General features: G+C 62.8%; 13 protein-coding genes. 5 read left to right on the forward strand and 8 right to left on the reverse strand.

Features of this window, described 5'->3' with window-relative positions:
• Positions 1 to 135 precede the first annotated feature (135 nt).
• Complete coding sequence (locus tag IC761_RS22815) at positions 136 to 2,988, forward strand: ATP-binding protein (RefSeq protein WP_438265030.1); 2,853 nt, start codon at positions 136 to 138, stop codon at positions 2,986 to 2,988.
• A 3-nt stretch (positions 2,989 to 2,991) separates the two neighbouring features.
• Here IC761_RS22815 and msrA read toward each other — a convergent pair whose 3' ends face one another.
• The 4 genes from msrA to IC761_RS22835 all read right to left on the reverse strand — a co-directional run bounded on the left by msrA (position 2,992) and on the right by IC761_RS22835 (position 5,567).
• Positions 2,992 to 3,507, reverse strand: a complete 516-nt coding sequence (gene msrA, locus IC761_RS22820) for a peptide-methionine (S)-S-oxide reductase MsrA (RefSeq protein WP_195798879.1) — start codon at positions 3,505 to 3,507, stop codon at positions 2,992 to 2,994.
• Positions 3,508 to 3,580: 73 nt separating this feature from the next.
• A complete protein-coding gene (locus IC761_RS22825) occupies positions 3,581 to 4,003 on the reverse strand; it encodes an OsmC family protein (RefSeq protein ID WP_195798880.1) in 423 nt (140 codons plus the stop codon).
• Between the two features lie 171 nt (positions 4,004 to 4,174).
• Positions 4,175 to 4,864, reverse strand: a complete 690-nt coding sequence (locus IC761_RS22830) for a VOC family protein (protein ID WP_195798881.1) — start codon at positions 4,862 to 4,864, stop codon at positions 4,175 to 4,177.
• 31 nt (positions 4,865 to 4,895) lie between these two features.
• Positions 4,896 to 5,567, reverse strand: coding sequence for a sensor histidine kinase (locus IC761_RS22835; protein WP_195804744.1), 672 nt, complete (start codon positions 5,565 to 5,567; stop codon positions 4,896 to 4,898).
• A gap of 340 nt (positions 5,568 to 5,907) precedes the next feature.
• Between IC761_RS22835 and IC761_RS22840 the strand changes: the two genes are divergently transcribed.
• The 3 genes from IC761_RS22840 (at position 5,908) to IC761_RS22850 (ending at position 10,823) form a co-directional block, all read left to right on the forward strand.
• Positions 5,908 to 8,754, forward strand: a complete 2,847-nt coding sequence (locus IC761_RS22840) for an ATP-binding protein (protein WP_195804745.1) — start codon at positions 5,908 to 5,910, stop codon at positions 8,752 to 8,754.
• 118 nt (positions 8,755 to 8,872) lie between these two features.
• Complete coding sequence (locus IC761_RS22845) at positions 8,873 to 9,580, forward strand: hypothetical protein (RefSeq protein WP_195798882.1); 708 nt, start codon at positions 8,873 to 8,875, stop codon at positions 9,578 to 9,580.
• A 250-nt stretch (positions 9,581 to 9,830) separates the two neighbouring features.
• Entirely contained in the window at positions 9,831 to 10,823 is a 993-nt protein-coding gene (locus tag IC761_RS22850) for a helix-turn-helix domain-containing protein (RefSeq protein WP_195798883.1), read from the forward strand.
• A 236-nt stretch (positions 10,824 to 11,059) separates the two neighbouring features.
• Here IC761_RS22850 and IC761_RS22855 read toward each other — a convergent pair whose 3' ends face one another.
• Together IC761_RS22855 and IC761_RS22860 are read right to left on the reverse strand one after the other, a co-directional pair.
• Positions 11,060 to 11,236 carry a hypothetical protein gene (locus tag IC761_RS22855; protein WP_195798884.1) on the reverse strand — a complete coding sequence of 59 codons (177 nt, stop codon included), beginning with the start codon at positions 11,234 to 11,236 and terminating at the stop codon, positions 11,060 to 11,062.
• Positions 11,237 to 11,245: 9 nt separating this feature from the next.
• Positions 11,246 to 12,253 carry a formylglycine-generating enzyme family protein gene (locus IC761_RS22860; RefSeq protein WP_195798885.1) on the reverse strand — a complete coding sequence of 336 codons (1,008 nt, stop codon included), beginning with the start codon at positions 12,251 to 12,253 and terminating at the stop codon, positions 11,246 to 11,248.
• 507 nt (positions 12,254 to 12,760) lie between these two features.
• Between IC761_RS22860 and IC761_RS22865 the strand changes: the two genes are divergently transcribed.
• Positions 12,761 to 13,732 (forward strand): helix-turn-helix domain-containing protein, encoded by a 972-nt coding sequence (locus tag IC761_RS22865; protein WP_195798886.1) that lies wholly within the window; start codon positions 12,761 to 12,763, stop codon positions 13,730 to 13,732.
• Here IC761_RS22865 and IC761_RS35920 read toward each other — a convergent pair.
• Positions 13,660 to 13,956, reverse strand: coding sequence for an ABC transporter substrate-binding protein (locus IC761_RS35920; RefSeq protein WP_246791304.1), 297 nt, complete (start codon positions 13,954 to 13,956; stop codon positions 13,660 to 13,662). The genes IC761_RS22865 and IC761_RS35920 overlap by 73 nt on opposite strands.
• Before the next feature lie 113 nt (positions 13,957 to 14,069).
• Entirely contained in the window at positions 14,070 to 14,567 is a 498-nt protein-coding gene (locus IC761_RS22875) for a hypothetical protein (protein WP_195798887.1), read from the reverse strand.
• Positions 14,568 to 14,651: the final 84 nt, after the last annotated feature.

The raw sequence follows: 14,651 nt of genomic DNA on the forward strand, positions 1-14,651 counted from the left end.
TTCTTCCGGGAGGCCTCAACCAAGTGACCGGGAGTACAGCCTTGCGGTCAATGTCCTGTGCTTTGGTCCAGTTTACTCGTCCCCTTGATCTGCTAGACCCAATTCAAACATTTTTGACTCCCTGCCGAGGGGGCAATGGCGCTGCCCGACGACAACAACCAGGACTCGGCCATTTCTTTTGGGCCATTTCGACTGTTTCCCAAATCCCGGTTGCTGGAGCGGGATGGCGCGCAACTTCACGTCGGTGGCCGCGCACTCGACATCCTGATCTTCCTGGCCGAGCGGCCGGGAGAGGTCGTCGACAAGCGCGAGCTGGTGAAGCGCGTCTGGGCTGACGTGAATGTGGACGACGGCAGCCTCCGCTTCCACATCGCAGCGCTGCGCAAGGCGCTTGGCGATACCGGCAAGGCGGCCCGTTATGTCGTCAACGTCCCCGGGCGCGGCTATTGCTTCGTCGCGTCCCTCGCCCACACGGCGCCTGCGGTCCAGCCTTCCCCGGTTGACATCTCCCTCTCCCGCTCGCTTCCGCCTCCACTCGCCCGTGTGATCGGGCGAGACGACGTCATCGAGAAGATTTCGACCGGGCTCTCGCTGCATCGCTTCGTCACGGTGGTCGGCCCCGGCGGCATCGGCAAGACCGCGGTGGCGGTGACCGTGGGCCATCGCCGGCTTGCTCATTTCGACGGACAGGTCTTCTTCGTCGACTTCGGACCGGTGAGGAAGCCCGAGCTCGTCGCAATCACCATTGCGTCGACACTTGGGCTCTCCATCAATGCGGAGGATCCGGTCCCGGCCCTGTTGACGCACCTCCATGCGAAATCGATGCTGCTGATCTTCGACAGCTGCGAGCACGTGCTGGAGACCCTTGCGCCGCTGGTCGAGCGTCTCGTTCGCGAGACTCCGCGATTGCATGTGCTCGCGACCAGCCGCGAGTCCTTCCGCAGCGAAGGCGAACGGATCTTTCGACTGTTTCCACTGGATTGTCCGCCCCGGCGCGACGACCTCGCCGTGGCTGATGTCCTCGCCTATCCTGCAGCCCAGCTCTTCGTCGAACGAATCGCGCAAAGCTCCGGCCCATTTCAGCTCAGCGCAGAAGAAGCGCCGCTCGTTGCCGACATCTGCCGCCGCCTCGACGGCATCGCGCTCGCAATCGAGCTCGCCGCCGGACGCGTCAATGCCTACGGTATCGCGGGCACGGCCTCGCTCCTCGACAGCCGCTTCTCGCTGCAGTGGCGCGGGCGGCGCACGGCCATTCCGCGACATCAGACACTCAGCGCCGCGCTCGACTGGAGCTACGACCTCCTGCCCGCATTCGAGAGCGCGATCTTGCGGAGATTGTCGATCTTTGTCGGACCGTTCACGCCGGAGGCCGCCGCCGCCGTTGCTTCCGGCGATGGGCTCAGCGCCTCTGAGACCATGGAGGCTATCGATAATCTTGTTACGAAATCGCTGATCGCCCCGTCGGGCGCACGGGCACTGCGCTATCGTCTGCTGGATACCACGCGCACCTACGCCCTCGGGAAGCTGAACGAGGTCGGCGAAGCGAAGCGCATTGCGCGACGGCATACCAAATATTTTCGTGACCTGTTCGAGCACGCCGAATCCGAGACCTCCCCCCCGCCGTCCGACTGGCTTGGCACCTACGGCGCGGAATTGGACAATCTCCGCGCTGCGCTGGATTGGGCCTTTTCACCCGATGGCGACGCGCAGCTGGGCGTTGCGCTGACCGCGGTCGCGGTGACGCTTTGGGTGCGCCTGTCGTTGTTCACCGAGTGCCGCGAGCGCGCCAGGACGGCGCTTGCCGCGCTCGGAGATCACGCCAGCGGCAACGACAGGGTGCGCATGCAGCTCCTCGCGGCGCTTGGCTGGTCGCTGATGTACGGAGAAGGACGCGCACGCGAGGCGCGCCCGATCCTGGAGGCCACGCTCGAACTGGCCGACAAACTCGATGACAAGGATTTCCGGCTGCGCGCCCTCTGGGGATTGTGCATCGACCAATTTAACAACGGCGAATTCGGCAAGGCGCGCGCGTTCGCCGATCGTTTCGCCACTGCTGCGGCAGGCTCATCCGATAAGACCGACCTGATGCTGGCCGACCGGCTGACGGCCGTCACCTTGCATTTTCTCGGCGACCAGAGCGAGGCGCGCCTACGCATCGACCGGGTCAATGCATCGCTGCATGTGCTGGTCGACAAGCCGAAGATCTTTCCACTCGATCTCAGAATATCGACGCAGTATTTCCGCGCCCGCATCCTGTGGCTCCAGGGCTTTGCAGATCAGGCCCTGGCGCTCGCCGAGCAAAACCTCCACGAGGGTCGTGCCAATGACCACGCGCTGACCTTCTGTAGCGTGCTGGGACAGGCCGCCTGCCCGATCAACTTCCTCGCCGGCGACTATGACGCCGCCGAACGCTATGGTGCCGAGTTGCTCGGGCACACTGAACGGCACGCGATCCGATTATGGGGCCTGTGGGCGCGTGCGTTCAACGCGCTGGTCATCGCCAAGCGCGGAGATGTCGAGACCGGCCTGCCGCTGCTGCGCGACGAACTCAATCGCGCAGGCGATGCGCGCTTCCTGCCGCGCTTTCTTCTCCTGCTCGGTGAGCTCGCGGCTTGTTTCGGACAGGCCAACCAGATCCACCAAGGCCTCGACGTGATCGAGAACGCTTTGGTCCGTTCCAACGACCGGCAGGAGTATTGGTATCTGCCGGAGCTGCTTCGAATCAAAGGCGAGTTGCTGCTGAAGGAGGCAACGCACTCGCAAGCCGCCGAAGCCTGCTTTCAACAAGCCATCGAGCTGGCAGCCCATCAGGGTGCCGCCTTCTGGGAACTCCGATGCGCAATCAGCATCGCGCAATTCAGGATCGGGCGGAATCAGCACGCGGACGCTCTCGCCATCCTGGAAAAGGTGCAGGGCGCGCTGACAGAAGGATCTGATATCGCCGACATGCGGATCGCACGCAGCCTGATCGCACAACTGCGGACCTGATCGCTACCCTCCCGCGGCAGCCGCGCGCCGTGGCAGCTTCCAGTCCGGCCGAATGAAATGGCAGGTGTAGCCGTCCGGATAACGCTCGAGATAATCCTGGTGCTCGGGCTCGGCCTCCCAGAACTCGCCTGCGGGCGCGACTTCGGTCACAACCTTGCCCGGCCACAGATGCGATGCCTCGACATCGGCGATCGTGTCCTCAGCGATCCGCTTCTGCTCCCCGCTGGTGTAGAAGATCGCCGAACGGTAGCTCGTGCCCCGATCGTTGCCCTGACGATTGAGCGTCGTCGGATCGTGGATCTGGAAGAAGAACTCCAGCATCGTTCGGAAGCTCGTCTTCGCCGGATCGAAGGTGATCTCGATCGCTTCCGCATGCCCCTCGTGATTGCGGTAAGTGGCGTTCTTCACCTTGCCGCCGGTATAACCGACGCGGGTGGAGATCACGCCGGGCTGCTTGCGGATGAGATCCTGCATGCCCCAGAAACAACCTCCGGCCAGAACTGCGCGCTCTGTCGTCATATCTTCACTCCCAGTTGATCGTGCTGCCCGCGCCAGACAAGGACGGGACGGGCAGCATATCGAAACCGCGTGGTTAGGTCAGCTTGGCGTCGAGTGTGATCGTTGCATTGAGCACTTTCGACACTGGACAATTCTTCTCCGCCTCGCCCGCAATACGCGCGAATCCGGCATCGTCCAGGTTCGGTACCTTCGCACGCAAGGTCAGCGCCGACTTGCTGATCTTGAACCCCTTGCCTTCCGGCTCGAGCGTCACCGCAGCTTCGGTGGACAGTTCGGTCGGCGTAAAGCCGGCGAGTTGAAGACCAAAGGCCAGCGCCATGGTGAAACAGCCCGCATGCGCCGCGGCTATCAATTCTTCGGGATTGGTCCCCTTCTCGTTCTCGAAACGGGTTTTGAAGGAGTACGGCGTCTCGGCGAGCACGCCGGACTCGCTCGACAGATGCCCTGTCCCGTCGCGGCCGGTCCCCTGCCAAATGGCTTTTGCCTTGCGGATCATGTGATTTCTCCTCGTTTAAGGTGGATCAGGCGACAGCGGCGCTCCGCACCGGTGGAAAGTGACATTGACGTGGCCGCCTGTCACCTCACCAACCGGTCGCGCGCCGCAGCAGTTCCGTTGGCCGCCGATCTGGGCGGAGCCCGTGTCGGCGTTGAAATAGATTCCCGCAGCTCAGGTCGGTAGCTTCTGCCCGGCCTGCTCACGCACCATGTAGTCGGCGTACCACTCCGGCCAGTTCTCGTCGTGCCCGCCTGTGCGCTTCTCATGCTCGCCATGTGCCGCCGCCGCGCGGCGCAATGCGCCGGCAAGCTCGCCCGGCGAGGTGAATGTCGTATTGGCTGCCTCGATGCGACCGGCCAGCCTTGCCGTGACCTCCTGGAACAGCCAACCATTGCCGTCGGGATCCCTGAATGACGCAAAGGAGCTGTAGCTGCCGCGTTGCGGGTCAGGACCGTTGACGCGGACGCGGCCAAAGAGATACGGCTCGTCGACGCCTGCGTGGACGTCGCCTCCGCCATGGAAGGGTTCGCTGACCTTGATGCCGCGGGTGAGCAGATCCTGTCGGGCTGCTTCGAGATCGGAGACGATCAAATACAGACCTTGTGCCGAACCGGGCGCTGCGGCGGTCACGTTGTTGCCGAAGATCACGGAACAGGCGGAGCCCGGTGGCGTGAACTGGATGACACGCCAGCCATCGCCTGAGGCAAAATCGGCATCCAGCCTCCAGCCAAGATTCGCATAGAATGCCTTGGCGCGATCCGCGTCCGACACCGGGATCACGACGATCTCGAGCTTGACATCAACACCACGCGATTTCGAGGGCTTGGCAGCTGCTTCGTGATTCATCTCGATTGTGACCATGTCGAACTCCTGATTTGAGGCGAACCGCTTCTCAAGCGGCACTGGCAGGCATCATGATGGTGATGCGGGTGCCACCTCGCCCGGCTTCGCCGCACATGCGGGCTTGGATGCTGCGCGCGAGACCTTCCAGGATCCGGCTGCCGGCCCCTTGAAGCGGTCTTGTCGCACCGATGCCATTGTCGGCCACTGTGCAGAACCAGCCACCTTCGCGGTTCACCATTTCGATGCGGATCTGCGCGCCATTCTTGTTCGAAAAGGCATGCTTTGCCGCGTTCGTGACCAGCTCCGTAAGCATCAGCGCGAGACGATGACATTGCCAAGCCGGGAGCGAGCCGCTCTCGATCGACGCCTCGCAGCGGATGCCGGCCGGCTCCAGCACCGCCTCGGAGAGCGCGCCGCACAGACTTTCGAAGAAGGCCTCGACGGAGATCGTCGACATATCGTCATTGTCAGACAAAAGTTGATAGAGCCTGCCGAAAGCGACGATGCGCCGCTCGAGCCTGTCCACCGCAACCGACATGTCCCTGATCCCAGGGCGCGTGAACTCGCGGCGGACTGACGCACCCAGGAGCGTCAAAGTGTTCTTCATGCGATGGTGGGACTCCCGCAGCACGAGTTCCCAGTCACGCGACGCATCGTCATGATTGGCGGCGAAGTGAGATCGAACGACCTTGTCGTTCGGCCGAGAGCTCAGATCGGGCATCATAGCCTCCCCCGTTGGTAACAGGCCTACCTCGAAGCCCATACTGGTGGAGAGTCACCGCTTACGCTCGTTAGACGTTGCAAGATTCTGTTATGATTGGTCACGCGCGATAGTTGCAAAAGCCTACCGACTTCGTGGGCACTCAAGGCTCTGCCTGGTTCTCCCGATTGCCGCATAAGCCGTTCGCGTTTAAACAAAATTCGTTGCTTATCGTGCTCGGGCTTTCGACCCTTTCCTGCGTTCATTGCTCGATTTCGCCGCTTTCGGCCGGTTTACTCACGGCCCTGTTCTGATAGATCAAACAGACAGCTGCACTTTCCTTTCGCTGGAATCATGGCGCGTGCCAGACACTAACGACCAGGACTCGGCCATTTCCTTTGGGGCCTTTCGGCTGTTCCCAAAGTTGCGGCTGCTGGAGAAGGATGGCGCTCCGCTTCACCTCGGCGGCCGCGCGCTCGACATCCTGGTCTTTCTCGCCGAACGGGCCGGCGAGGTCATCGACAAGAGGGAGTTGGTCAAACGGATCTGGGCCGACGTGAATGTCGACGAAGGCAGCCTGCGCTTTCACATCACGTCGCTGCGCAAGGCGTTGGGCGATGCCGGGGAAGGCGCCCGCTATATCGTCAACGTACCCGGCCGTGGCTATTGTTTTACGGCCCCGCTGCTCCGCACCGCGACTGCGGACAGCAGATCCCCCGCCCCTGCCGCCTCATCGCGCTCGCTGCCCGCCCCGCTTGCGAGGATGATCGGACGCGATGACGCCGTCGAGAGGATTGCGACCGAGCTGTCGCTGCACCGCTTCGTCACCATCGTCGGCCCCGGTGGCATCGGCAAGACGTCGGTCGCACTTGCAGTCGCGCATGCCCAGCTGGCGGGCTTCGATGGCCAGGTGTATTTCATCGATTTCGGCGCGCTGACGGACCCGCGGCTCGTCCCCGGCACGATCGCCGCGGCGCTTGGCCTCACCATCAATTCCGACGACCCGATGCCTGGGCTGCTGACGCTCCTGCGCGGTCGGCGAACGCTGCTGCTGTTCGACAGTTGCGAGCACATTCTCGACGAGCTCGCGCCGCTGGCGGAGCGTATCGTACGGGAAGCCCCCGAACTGCATGTTCTCGCCACCAGCCGAGAGTCCTTTCGAACCGAAGGTGAGCGCGTGCATCGGCTGTTTCCGCTGGATTGTCCGCCGCAGGGCGGCGGCGGGCTGAGCATGGCCGATATCCTGGCCTATCCGGCGAGCCAGCTTTTCGTCGAGCGTATTGCCGAGAGTCTCAGCGAATTCGAACTGAGCGAGGAGGACGCGCCGCTCGTCGCTGATATCTGCCGGCGCCTGGACGGTATTGCGCTCGCGATCGAGCTTGCCGCAGGACGGGTCAACGCCTACGGGATCGCCGGAACCGCCTCGCTGCTCGATAGCCGGTTCGCTCTCATGTGGCGGGGACGCCGCAGCGCTATCCCCCGGCACCAGACGTTGAGCGCCGCGCTCAGCTGGAGTTACGACCTGCTGCCGGCGGCCGAGAGCGCCACGTTGCGCGGCTTGTCGGTGTTCGTCGGACCATTCACGCTGGAAGCGGCACTCGCCGTCGCCTCTTGTCAGGGCATCAACGAGGCGGAGGCCATCGACGCGATCTCGAACCTGCTCTCGAAATCCCTGATCGCGACGTCTCCCGCGGAACGACGGCTGAGATACCGGCTGCTCGACACGACCCGCGCCTTCGTGGGCGACAAGCTCGTCGAGAGCGGTGAAGCGGCCCGCGTCGCGCGTGCCCACGCCGAATATTTCCGCGACTTCCTGCACGACATTTCCGTCAAATCCACGGGCATGCAGAGCACGGGCGGTTTCCTGCCCTATGCCGACCATCTGTCGAACGTCCGCGCCGCACTGACCTGGAGCTTTTCGGAAAGCGGCGACCGCTCAATCGGCGTGGACCTGGCGGCCTCGGCCGCGCAATTCTTCCTCGAGCTGACATTGCTGACGGAATGCTACCGGTGGACCCGGCAGGCGCTTGCGTCGGCCGATGCCGTCGCCGTCGACAGCCGCAAGGAAATGACATTGCAGGCCGCCCTCGGCGTGTCCGTGATGTTTACGCAAGGTAATACGGAAGGGGTCAGGTCGGCCTTCACGCGCAGCCTGCAACTGGCCCAGGAACTTGACGATTTGCACTGGCAGCTCTGGCTGTTGCGCGGACTGCACATCTACCTGACCCGGGTCGGAGATTTTCTCGGCGCGCTCGGAACCGGCGAACAGGGCGAAGCCGTCGCGCGCAAGCTGAACGACCCGACCAGCACCTTGAATGTCGAGTGGATGCTGGGCGTGGCGCACCACCTGATCGGCAATCAGGATAAGGCCGTCCAGTTCTGCGGCAGCGCGATGGTGCACAATCCAGGCTCGCAGCGGCTCAATATCGGGCATCTCGGTTATGACGACCGTATCGTCGCGCTGGTCGCGCTGGCACGCGGGCTCTGGCTCAGCGGCCGGCCCGATCGTGCGATCGAGGCGGCCAGATATACCGTGCGGGAAGCCGAGTTGCTCGAGCAGCCTCTGACGCTCGGGATTTCCCTGATCTGGACCATCCACGTGTATCTGTGGGTCGGCGACTGGGCCAGTGCCGATAGCCTAATCGAGCGGCTGATCGATCATGCCGCACAGCATTTCCTCGGCCCCTATCATGCGGTCGGCATTGGCCAGAAGGGCGAGCTTCTCGTGCGCCGCGGCGACATCGCCGGCGGCATTGAACATCTGCGCCGCAGCCAGGCCACACTGTACGCAACGCGACACCGGATCATGACCACGGTGTTCGCGACGGCGCTAGCCGAGGGTTTGGCGGCCCAGAACCAGTCCGACGAGGCCTTGCGCACGATCGACGAGGCCATCGCCCAGATCGGCGATCATGGCGAATCCTTCGACATGCCCGAAATGCTTCGGGTCAAGGGCGATATCCTGGCGCAATCCGGCAGGGCGGCGGAGGCCGAAAGCTATTTCCGGCAATCGCTTGCCCAATCGCGCCGGCAATGTGCGCTCGGCTGGGAGCTGCGGGGAGCCATGAGCCTCGCCCGCCTCTGGCAACGGGCCGGACGGAAGCGCGACGCACAGACCCTGCTCGGTCCGCTCGTGGCGCAATATCACGAGGGCCTGTCAAGCCGCGATCTGGTCGCAGCCAGGGAGCTGCTCGAGGCCCCGAATTAAGAGCATCTTCAACGGGATACCGTAAGATCAGGCTCTCGCAACTCCTAACAACTTCTAACACGCCAATCAGCACGCGTCCCGCCATGGTGATCCCCATTCATGGTGGATGCAGCGAGACATGGCACTTCTTGACGATGCGATTGACGCCTGTGGGGGCTTAGCCCGCTGGAACAGTCTGAACCGGTTCACGCTGCATCTGTCCGTTGGCGGTACGTTGTTCTCCGATGCCGGACACGCCCGCGAGTTCAAGGATGTGACCGCCGAGGGATCGACGCGGACGCAATCCGTTCGCTTCACCGGCATTACCGGCGGCGAACAGTCCGGCGCCTTTCAGCCGGACGCCATCACGATCGAGAGCCTGGATGGCCAGGTGTTGCGGACCTGGCACGACCCGAGCCTCGCCTTCCCCACCAACGGCGCGCATGCGCTGGCCGACGAACTGCATCTGGTCTTCTTCTGTGGAGTCGCGATCTGGAATTATCTCACGACGCCGTTCCTCCTCGCCCATCCCGACGTCGTGGTGGAGGAGCTCGAACCGTGGCAGGAGCACACTGAGGCCTGGCGGCGTCTTCGTGCGCAATTCCCGCCGAGCCTCATCACCCTTGCGTCCGAGCAAGTCTTCTATTTCGACGAGAACGCCTTACAGAGGCGGGCCGATCATGATCTCCTCGGCACGCATGTCGCGCACTATTCGTGGGCCCACGAGGACTTCGGCGGCATCGTGGTGCCAACCTTGCGGCGCTCGCAGACGCTGGGGCCTGACGGAACCGTGATCGCCAAGCCCGTGCTGGTTGATGTCGAGATCTTCGATGCCGTCTTCGAGTAGCGGCGTTAAAGGGCCGGCCGCGCGGGCCGCGTCCTGGCGAAAGCTCGGATTCAGGTAAACACCTGACAATTCGAATAAAACCCAGTCTGCTGCGACCGGCCGTCGCACCCTGTGCGCCTCCACATAATCTAACAGATCCTAATCACCCCTAACGGGCTTCCCGGCCCGCTCACGCTTATCCTCTCAGCATAGCCAGGTTGCGAGCTCACCGGCCGTCGCGGATGGCCGCGAAGCTCAGAGGGGATGAACGATGTTGATCGAATTGCAGACGGGCCACGCCCGAATTAATCTTCCGGCTCGCCCGCAGGATCACGAGGTCTCTCACGCAGCCCTGGCGATTCCCCGGGAAGGCAGTTGGCGTCACATCGCTTGCAGCTCCGAGGCCACGACGGAGGACATCACGATCTCACGATGGGAAGATTCGCGAGCCTCCGGGAGCCACGCAGCGATCACGCCCCATGATCGATATTTCGTCGGCATCGCCTTGAAGACCACGCGCGCGAAGCTGACCAGGGAACGTCAGGTCATTTTCGACGGCGTCATGCCGTCGGGAACGTTCTATGTCAGCGCGCCATCGAGACAGCTGAGCGCACAGTTCGAGGCGCCGTGCGCCTTTCTCCATCTCCACATATCAGCTGACTATTTCCCGGCTCGATGGTCGCCAGGTGCGGCCGAAGAGCTCGATGACCTCATCGCGCTGCGCGATCCGCTGACCGCAGGGTTGGCCAAGGCCCTCGCCGAGCAAGGCGACGCCGCGGGCCACCAATTCGCCCGCTGCATCGGCCAGATCCTGGCGATGCATCTGATCCGGCCGGAATTGCCACGCGCCAAGGTCAACGCCTTGCCGAAATGGCGGCTGCGGCGCGTCGAACAGCATGTCGCCGCCCATTTCGAGCGCAGTATCAGCCTGTCCGAACTCGCCAGCGTTGCCGGCCTGTCCAGGATGCATTTTGCGGCACAGTTCCGCGCAGCGACTGGATACCGGCCTCGCGAATATCTGCTCAATTATCGGATCGAGCACGCGCAGTCGCTGTTGACGACGACCGAAAGGCCGCTGGCCGAGATCGCTCTCGCCGTTGGCTTTAGCACGCAAGCGCACTTTTCGACCGTCTTCAAGCGTATCAGCGGCCAGACGCCGGCGCGTTGGCGCGCCGCCAGCAAGGCCGAACGGCCGGACATTGACATGCTCTCGCGTCGCCGTCCGTCTACGGACGGGGACTGGATCGCCAAGACCGCCGCATGACGCATCCGAAACAGCGAGCAACAGAGATCACGAAATATGCGCCTGATCCGATCTCCGACGCCTTTAGCGTAAGTGCCCTGCCACTTGCGCCGGCTCGAGCCCTCTTCCTCCCGGGCATGCGAGCCTCTCGGGGCCGTCCTGCGCCCACACAGGACGGCCCCATTTTTTTGCCGCTGGGTTCGCTCTCGACCGCAAGATTCGTCGCAGAGTTCTCGGTCGCGAGCACCATGAAGAGGTCAGGCATCTTGTAGGTCTTGTTGGCGAAGATCGGGCGGCGGGAGTGCCTTCAGCACCTGCGCAAGTGCGTCGGACGCCAGCGCGGCTGCCGCGACCAGCGAGGACGTTCCCAGAAGCAGGTTGCGTCGGTCGAGCGTCTGCCTCGATGCGGCATCCGTCTCGATTGCATCACTCATTCGATACTTCTACGTCACGGAATGCACTGGCGACGGTTGAGCGCTGCGCGACCTCACCACGCACCTGAATCCGACGTGACTGGTCGATGTATCGACCGGCTCGGCGTGGCGTGCGGCTGGACGGTAACGGCGGCAATAATTCGGCGCGCAGAGATGCGAGCCGCCCTTCAAGACTTTACGTGGGATCTGGATGTTGGGTTGACATGGGTCGAAGCTCGCCTCCTCACGGCCGCCACGCGGATTTTGCGGAATGCAGCAGGGCTTCGCGACGTCTGCGACACGCCGCGCCGACCACCAGTCTCCGGTCCATTCCCAGACATTGCCGATCATGTCGTAGAGGCCGTAGCCGTTCGGCGGGAAGGCCATGACTGGCGAGGTGCGCTCGAATCCATCCTCGCCGAGATTCTGGACGGGAAAATTGCCCTGCCAGATGTTGGCCATGTGCTTGCCACCCGGCATCAGCGCATCGCCCCACGCGAACTCCTCGCCCTCGAGACCACCGCGCGCTGCGAATTCCCATTCCGCCTCGGTCGGCAGATCCTTGCCGGCCCAGCGCGCATAGGCCGCCGCATCACTAAAGGAAACATGCACGACCGGGTGATCGTCGAGGCCCTTGATGTTGGTGCCGGGGCCATAAGGATGCCGCCAATTGGCACCGCGCATGAAGCTCCACCACTGGCTCCAATCGCGCAGATCGGTGATCCGTGGCAACGGCGAGAACACCAGCGAACCTGCGTACAACATCTCCTTCAGCGCGCCGGGATAGTCCTTGGGATCGGGGACGATCTGCGCCTCGGTGACATGACCCGTGGCGTTCACGAATTGCTTGAATTGCCGGTTCGTCACTGGCGTACGGTCGATCCAGAAACCGTCCACGGAGACCCGATGGCTCGGCGCTTCCTCGGGATAATGATGATCGGATCCCATGCGAAACGTGCCGCCTGGAATGAAGACCATCTCGCCGGTCTTCGCATCATCCGGCAACCATTCTCGGTGATCCAGGTCCGCCCGCAGCATGGTGGAAACTCCGATACGCGCACTCCACCGAATGCTACGGCGCGGACGTCAGAGGCCGTCGATGACAGCGAATTGCCTGGTGCGTTGGGCGCATTTGTCTGGTCCTTTCTTCTTGGCGCCGATGGCAGAGATGCAGTTAGTAGGTTGCGTCAACATCTCTCCCTTTTTTTAGGCGCACTTTTTAAGGCACGCGGCAAAACCACGCCACGTGCGCTTCGCCATCCGCAAAGCGCTTCCAAATCATATCGCTTAGGTTGCAGACGGTATCCGAAGATTGGACGGCTGTGATGTGCATTTTGTGCCAATAGACCCGTGTGGCGCGTGAGGCCTAACGACCCATGCGGTAAATCCTCTAGCCACGATGCTATGTGGCAAATATGTCGCCTCAAATTCGATGATGATTTGCCTCAAAGCGCGAAGTCAGCTTGTCGCTGCCACTTCGCGTTGTGGTGGTATTTCGCTGCCGGATGCCGCAGAATAGTCGCGCTTTAGTAACAGGGTACAGCCATGGGGCAATTCCTGCTGGTTGATTCGCGGAAGCTGGACGGCTTCGAAGGTCTTCACCAGGCCGTCCATGGCTCTCACGTCGACGTCATGCAACTCGGACGCGGGCGGCTGCGTGGCACATTATCCCATATCGGCATCGGCGATTTCTCGCTCAGCATCGGCAGCTTCAACGTCGGCATGCGTACGCAGCGCGTTTCCAGCGACGACAAGCTGATCATCGGAATGCTGCTGGCGGCCGAACAGCGTGTCGCTCATTGGTCGTTCGACATGCAGCTCAACGACGTGCTCGTGATTCCGCCGCTGCTCGAGCATGACGGGGTCTTTCACGGCGGGTCCGCCTACGCTGCCATGCGCTTCGATCTCGGCGAAGTCGCATCGCTGTTCGGCGGTGAAGCTAGGCTGAGCGATCCGGACACATGGCGCGGCCGCGGACATTACCGGGCGGATCCCGCAACCGGATCGATGGCCTCACGCCGCCTGGTGCGGATCATGTCGCATCTAAGCAGCCACAGGCACGGCCTGACGCCATCGACCGCCGATTTCTGGAAACGATCGATCGTCGAATGCATGACGGAGAACGTCATATCGTCCCTGCCGCCCGACGACGCTGGATGGCTGCCTTCCGCAAGACGCCTGATCCGCAGGGTCGAGGAGTATCTGCACGAGGCCGGTACGCGCCCGGTGCACGTTTCGGAGATCTGTGCCGCGCTCAGCGTGTCACGGCGTACCTTGCATCGCGCCTTCCAAGAGGTGTTCGGCCTCGGCCCGGTCAGCTTCCTGCGGCACAAGCGCCTATGCACCATCCACTCGATCCTGCGCGATAGTGTCCCGGGCTCGACCACCGTGGCGGCGGTGGCCATGCAGCAGGGCTTCTATGAGCTCGGGCGTTTTGCGCAGTACTATGCGACGATGTTTGGTGAGCGCCCTTCCCAGACATTGGGATTTGGGTCATCGCCCGATGTCAAGCGATGAAGCGGCGGACGAATAGTTGAGATCGCCACCGCAAACGTCAGGCAGGACAATTCAAGAGCGCGTCCGGGGCGGGGCCAGCCGGATTTTGGGTCGAGGAAGCGCTCCCAGGTCCAGACCACCTCGCGCGAGGTCAGGGGCGCGCCATCGTGGAAGGTCACGCCCTCGCGCAGCGTAAAGGTGCAGGTGCGCCCATCCGCCGAGGTCTCGATCGTCTTGGCCAACATCGGAGAGACGGTACCGTCACCGCGCCAGGCGACGAGACCAGATCGGCGACATCTTCGCCGCCATCCGCCGCGCCCTGACTGCCATCGGCTAGCGGCCGACGGGGGCGCAACCGTCACTTCGAGTCTTTGTTCAGCTCGATCGCAACCTGTGAAACCCAGGCGCCCGGCGCATCCATGACAAACGACTGGTGCGTGCCTTTGGTCCGGATCGTCACCAGTGCTGCGACCGTGTTGCCTTCGATCCTGGCCTCGATCAGTCCGTCCTCCACGCTCGATCCGTAGATCTTGCCGCCCTGGCGGTATTCGCTCTCGAACCAGTTCCCCGAGAAATCCGTCCCGTTCTGCTCGATATTGGCGGACAGGATCATCTTGTAGGCCTCACTCGCACATTTCAGATCCAGAGTGAGCGAGCGGCCCGGCTTCGTGACATTGTAGGCAACCTTGCAACGCACCCTCTCGTTCTGACCATCCTTGGGTTTCATCGACCCTGTCCCGGACCACGAGCCGGCCAAAGCGTCCAATGTCGCCTCGGCGGGGAACGCGCCCAGCGCCACCAGCGCGAAGCAGGCGGCAGCAAGGCTCGTTTGTGTCACGGACAACTTCAAGGACATCGCGGCAATCTCCGATTGATACGTTTGGACCGATCTTACCTGCGGCGAGCCGATCAAATTTTGGCGAACATGTTGGGATATGTT

The organism is Bradyrhizobium commune, assembly GCF_015624505.1.
Taxonomy (GTDB): domain Bacteria; phylum Pseudomonadota; class Alphaproteobacteria; order Rhizobiales; family Xanthobacteraceae; genus Bradyrhizobium; species Bradyrhizobium commune.

Coding starts and splice junctions, on each gene's coding strand:
- IC761_RS22830 (WP_195798881.1), bottom strand. CDS start 4,864: ATGGTCACAATCGAGATGAATCACGAAGCAGCTGCCAAGCCCTCGAAA.
- IC761_RS22865 (WP_195798886.1), top strand. CDS start 12,761: ATGGGGCAATTCCTGCTGGTTGATTCGCGGAAGCTGGACGGCTTCGAA.
- IC761_RS22850 (WP_195798883.1), top strand. CDS start 9,831: ATGTTGATCGAATTGCAGACGGGCCACGCCCGAATTAATCTTCCGGCT.
- IC761_RS22825 (WP_195798880.1), bottom strand. CDS start 4,003: ATGATCCGCAAGGCAAAAGCCATTTGGCAGGGGACCGGCCGCGACGGG.
- IC761_RS22855 (WP_195798884.1), bottom strand. CDS start 11,236: ATGAGTGATGCAATCGAGACGGATGCCGCATCGAGGCAGACGCTCGAC.
- IC761_RS22860 (WP_195798885.1), bottom strand. CDS start 12,253: ATGCTGCGGGCGGACCTGGATCACCGAGAATGGTTGCCGGATGATGCG.
- IC761_RS22845 (WP_195798882.1), top strand. CDS start 8,873: ATGGCACTTCTTGACGATGCGATTGACGCCTGTGGGGGCTTAGCCCGC.
- IC761_RS22815 (WP_438265030.1), top strand. CDS start 136: ATGGCGCTGCCCGACGACAACAACCAGGACTCGGCCATTTCTTTTGGG.
- IC761_RS22875 (WP_195798887.1), bottom strand. CDS start 14,567: ATGTCCTTGAAGTTGTCCGTGACACAAACGAGCCTTGCTGCCGCCTGC.
- IC761_RS35920 (WP_246791304.1), bottom strand. CDS start 13,956: ATGTTGGCCAAGACGATCGAGACCTCGGCGGATGGGCGCACCTGCACC.
- msrA (WP_195798879.1), bottom strand. CDS start 3,507: ATGACGACAGAGCGCGCAGTTCTGGCCGGAGGTTGTTTCTGGGGCATG.
- IC761_RS22835 (WP_195804744.1), bottom strand. CDS start 5,567: ATGCCCGATCTGAGCTCTCGGCCGAACGACAAGGTCGTTCGATCTCAC.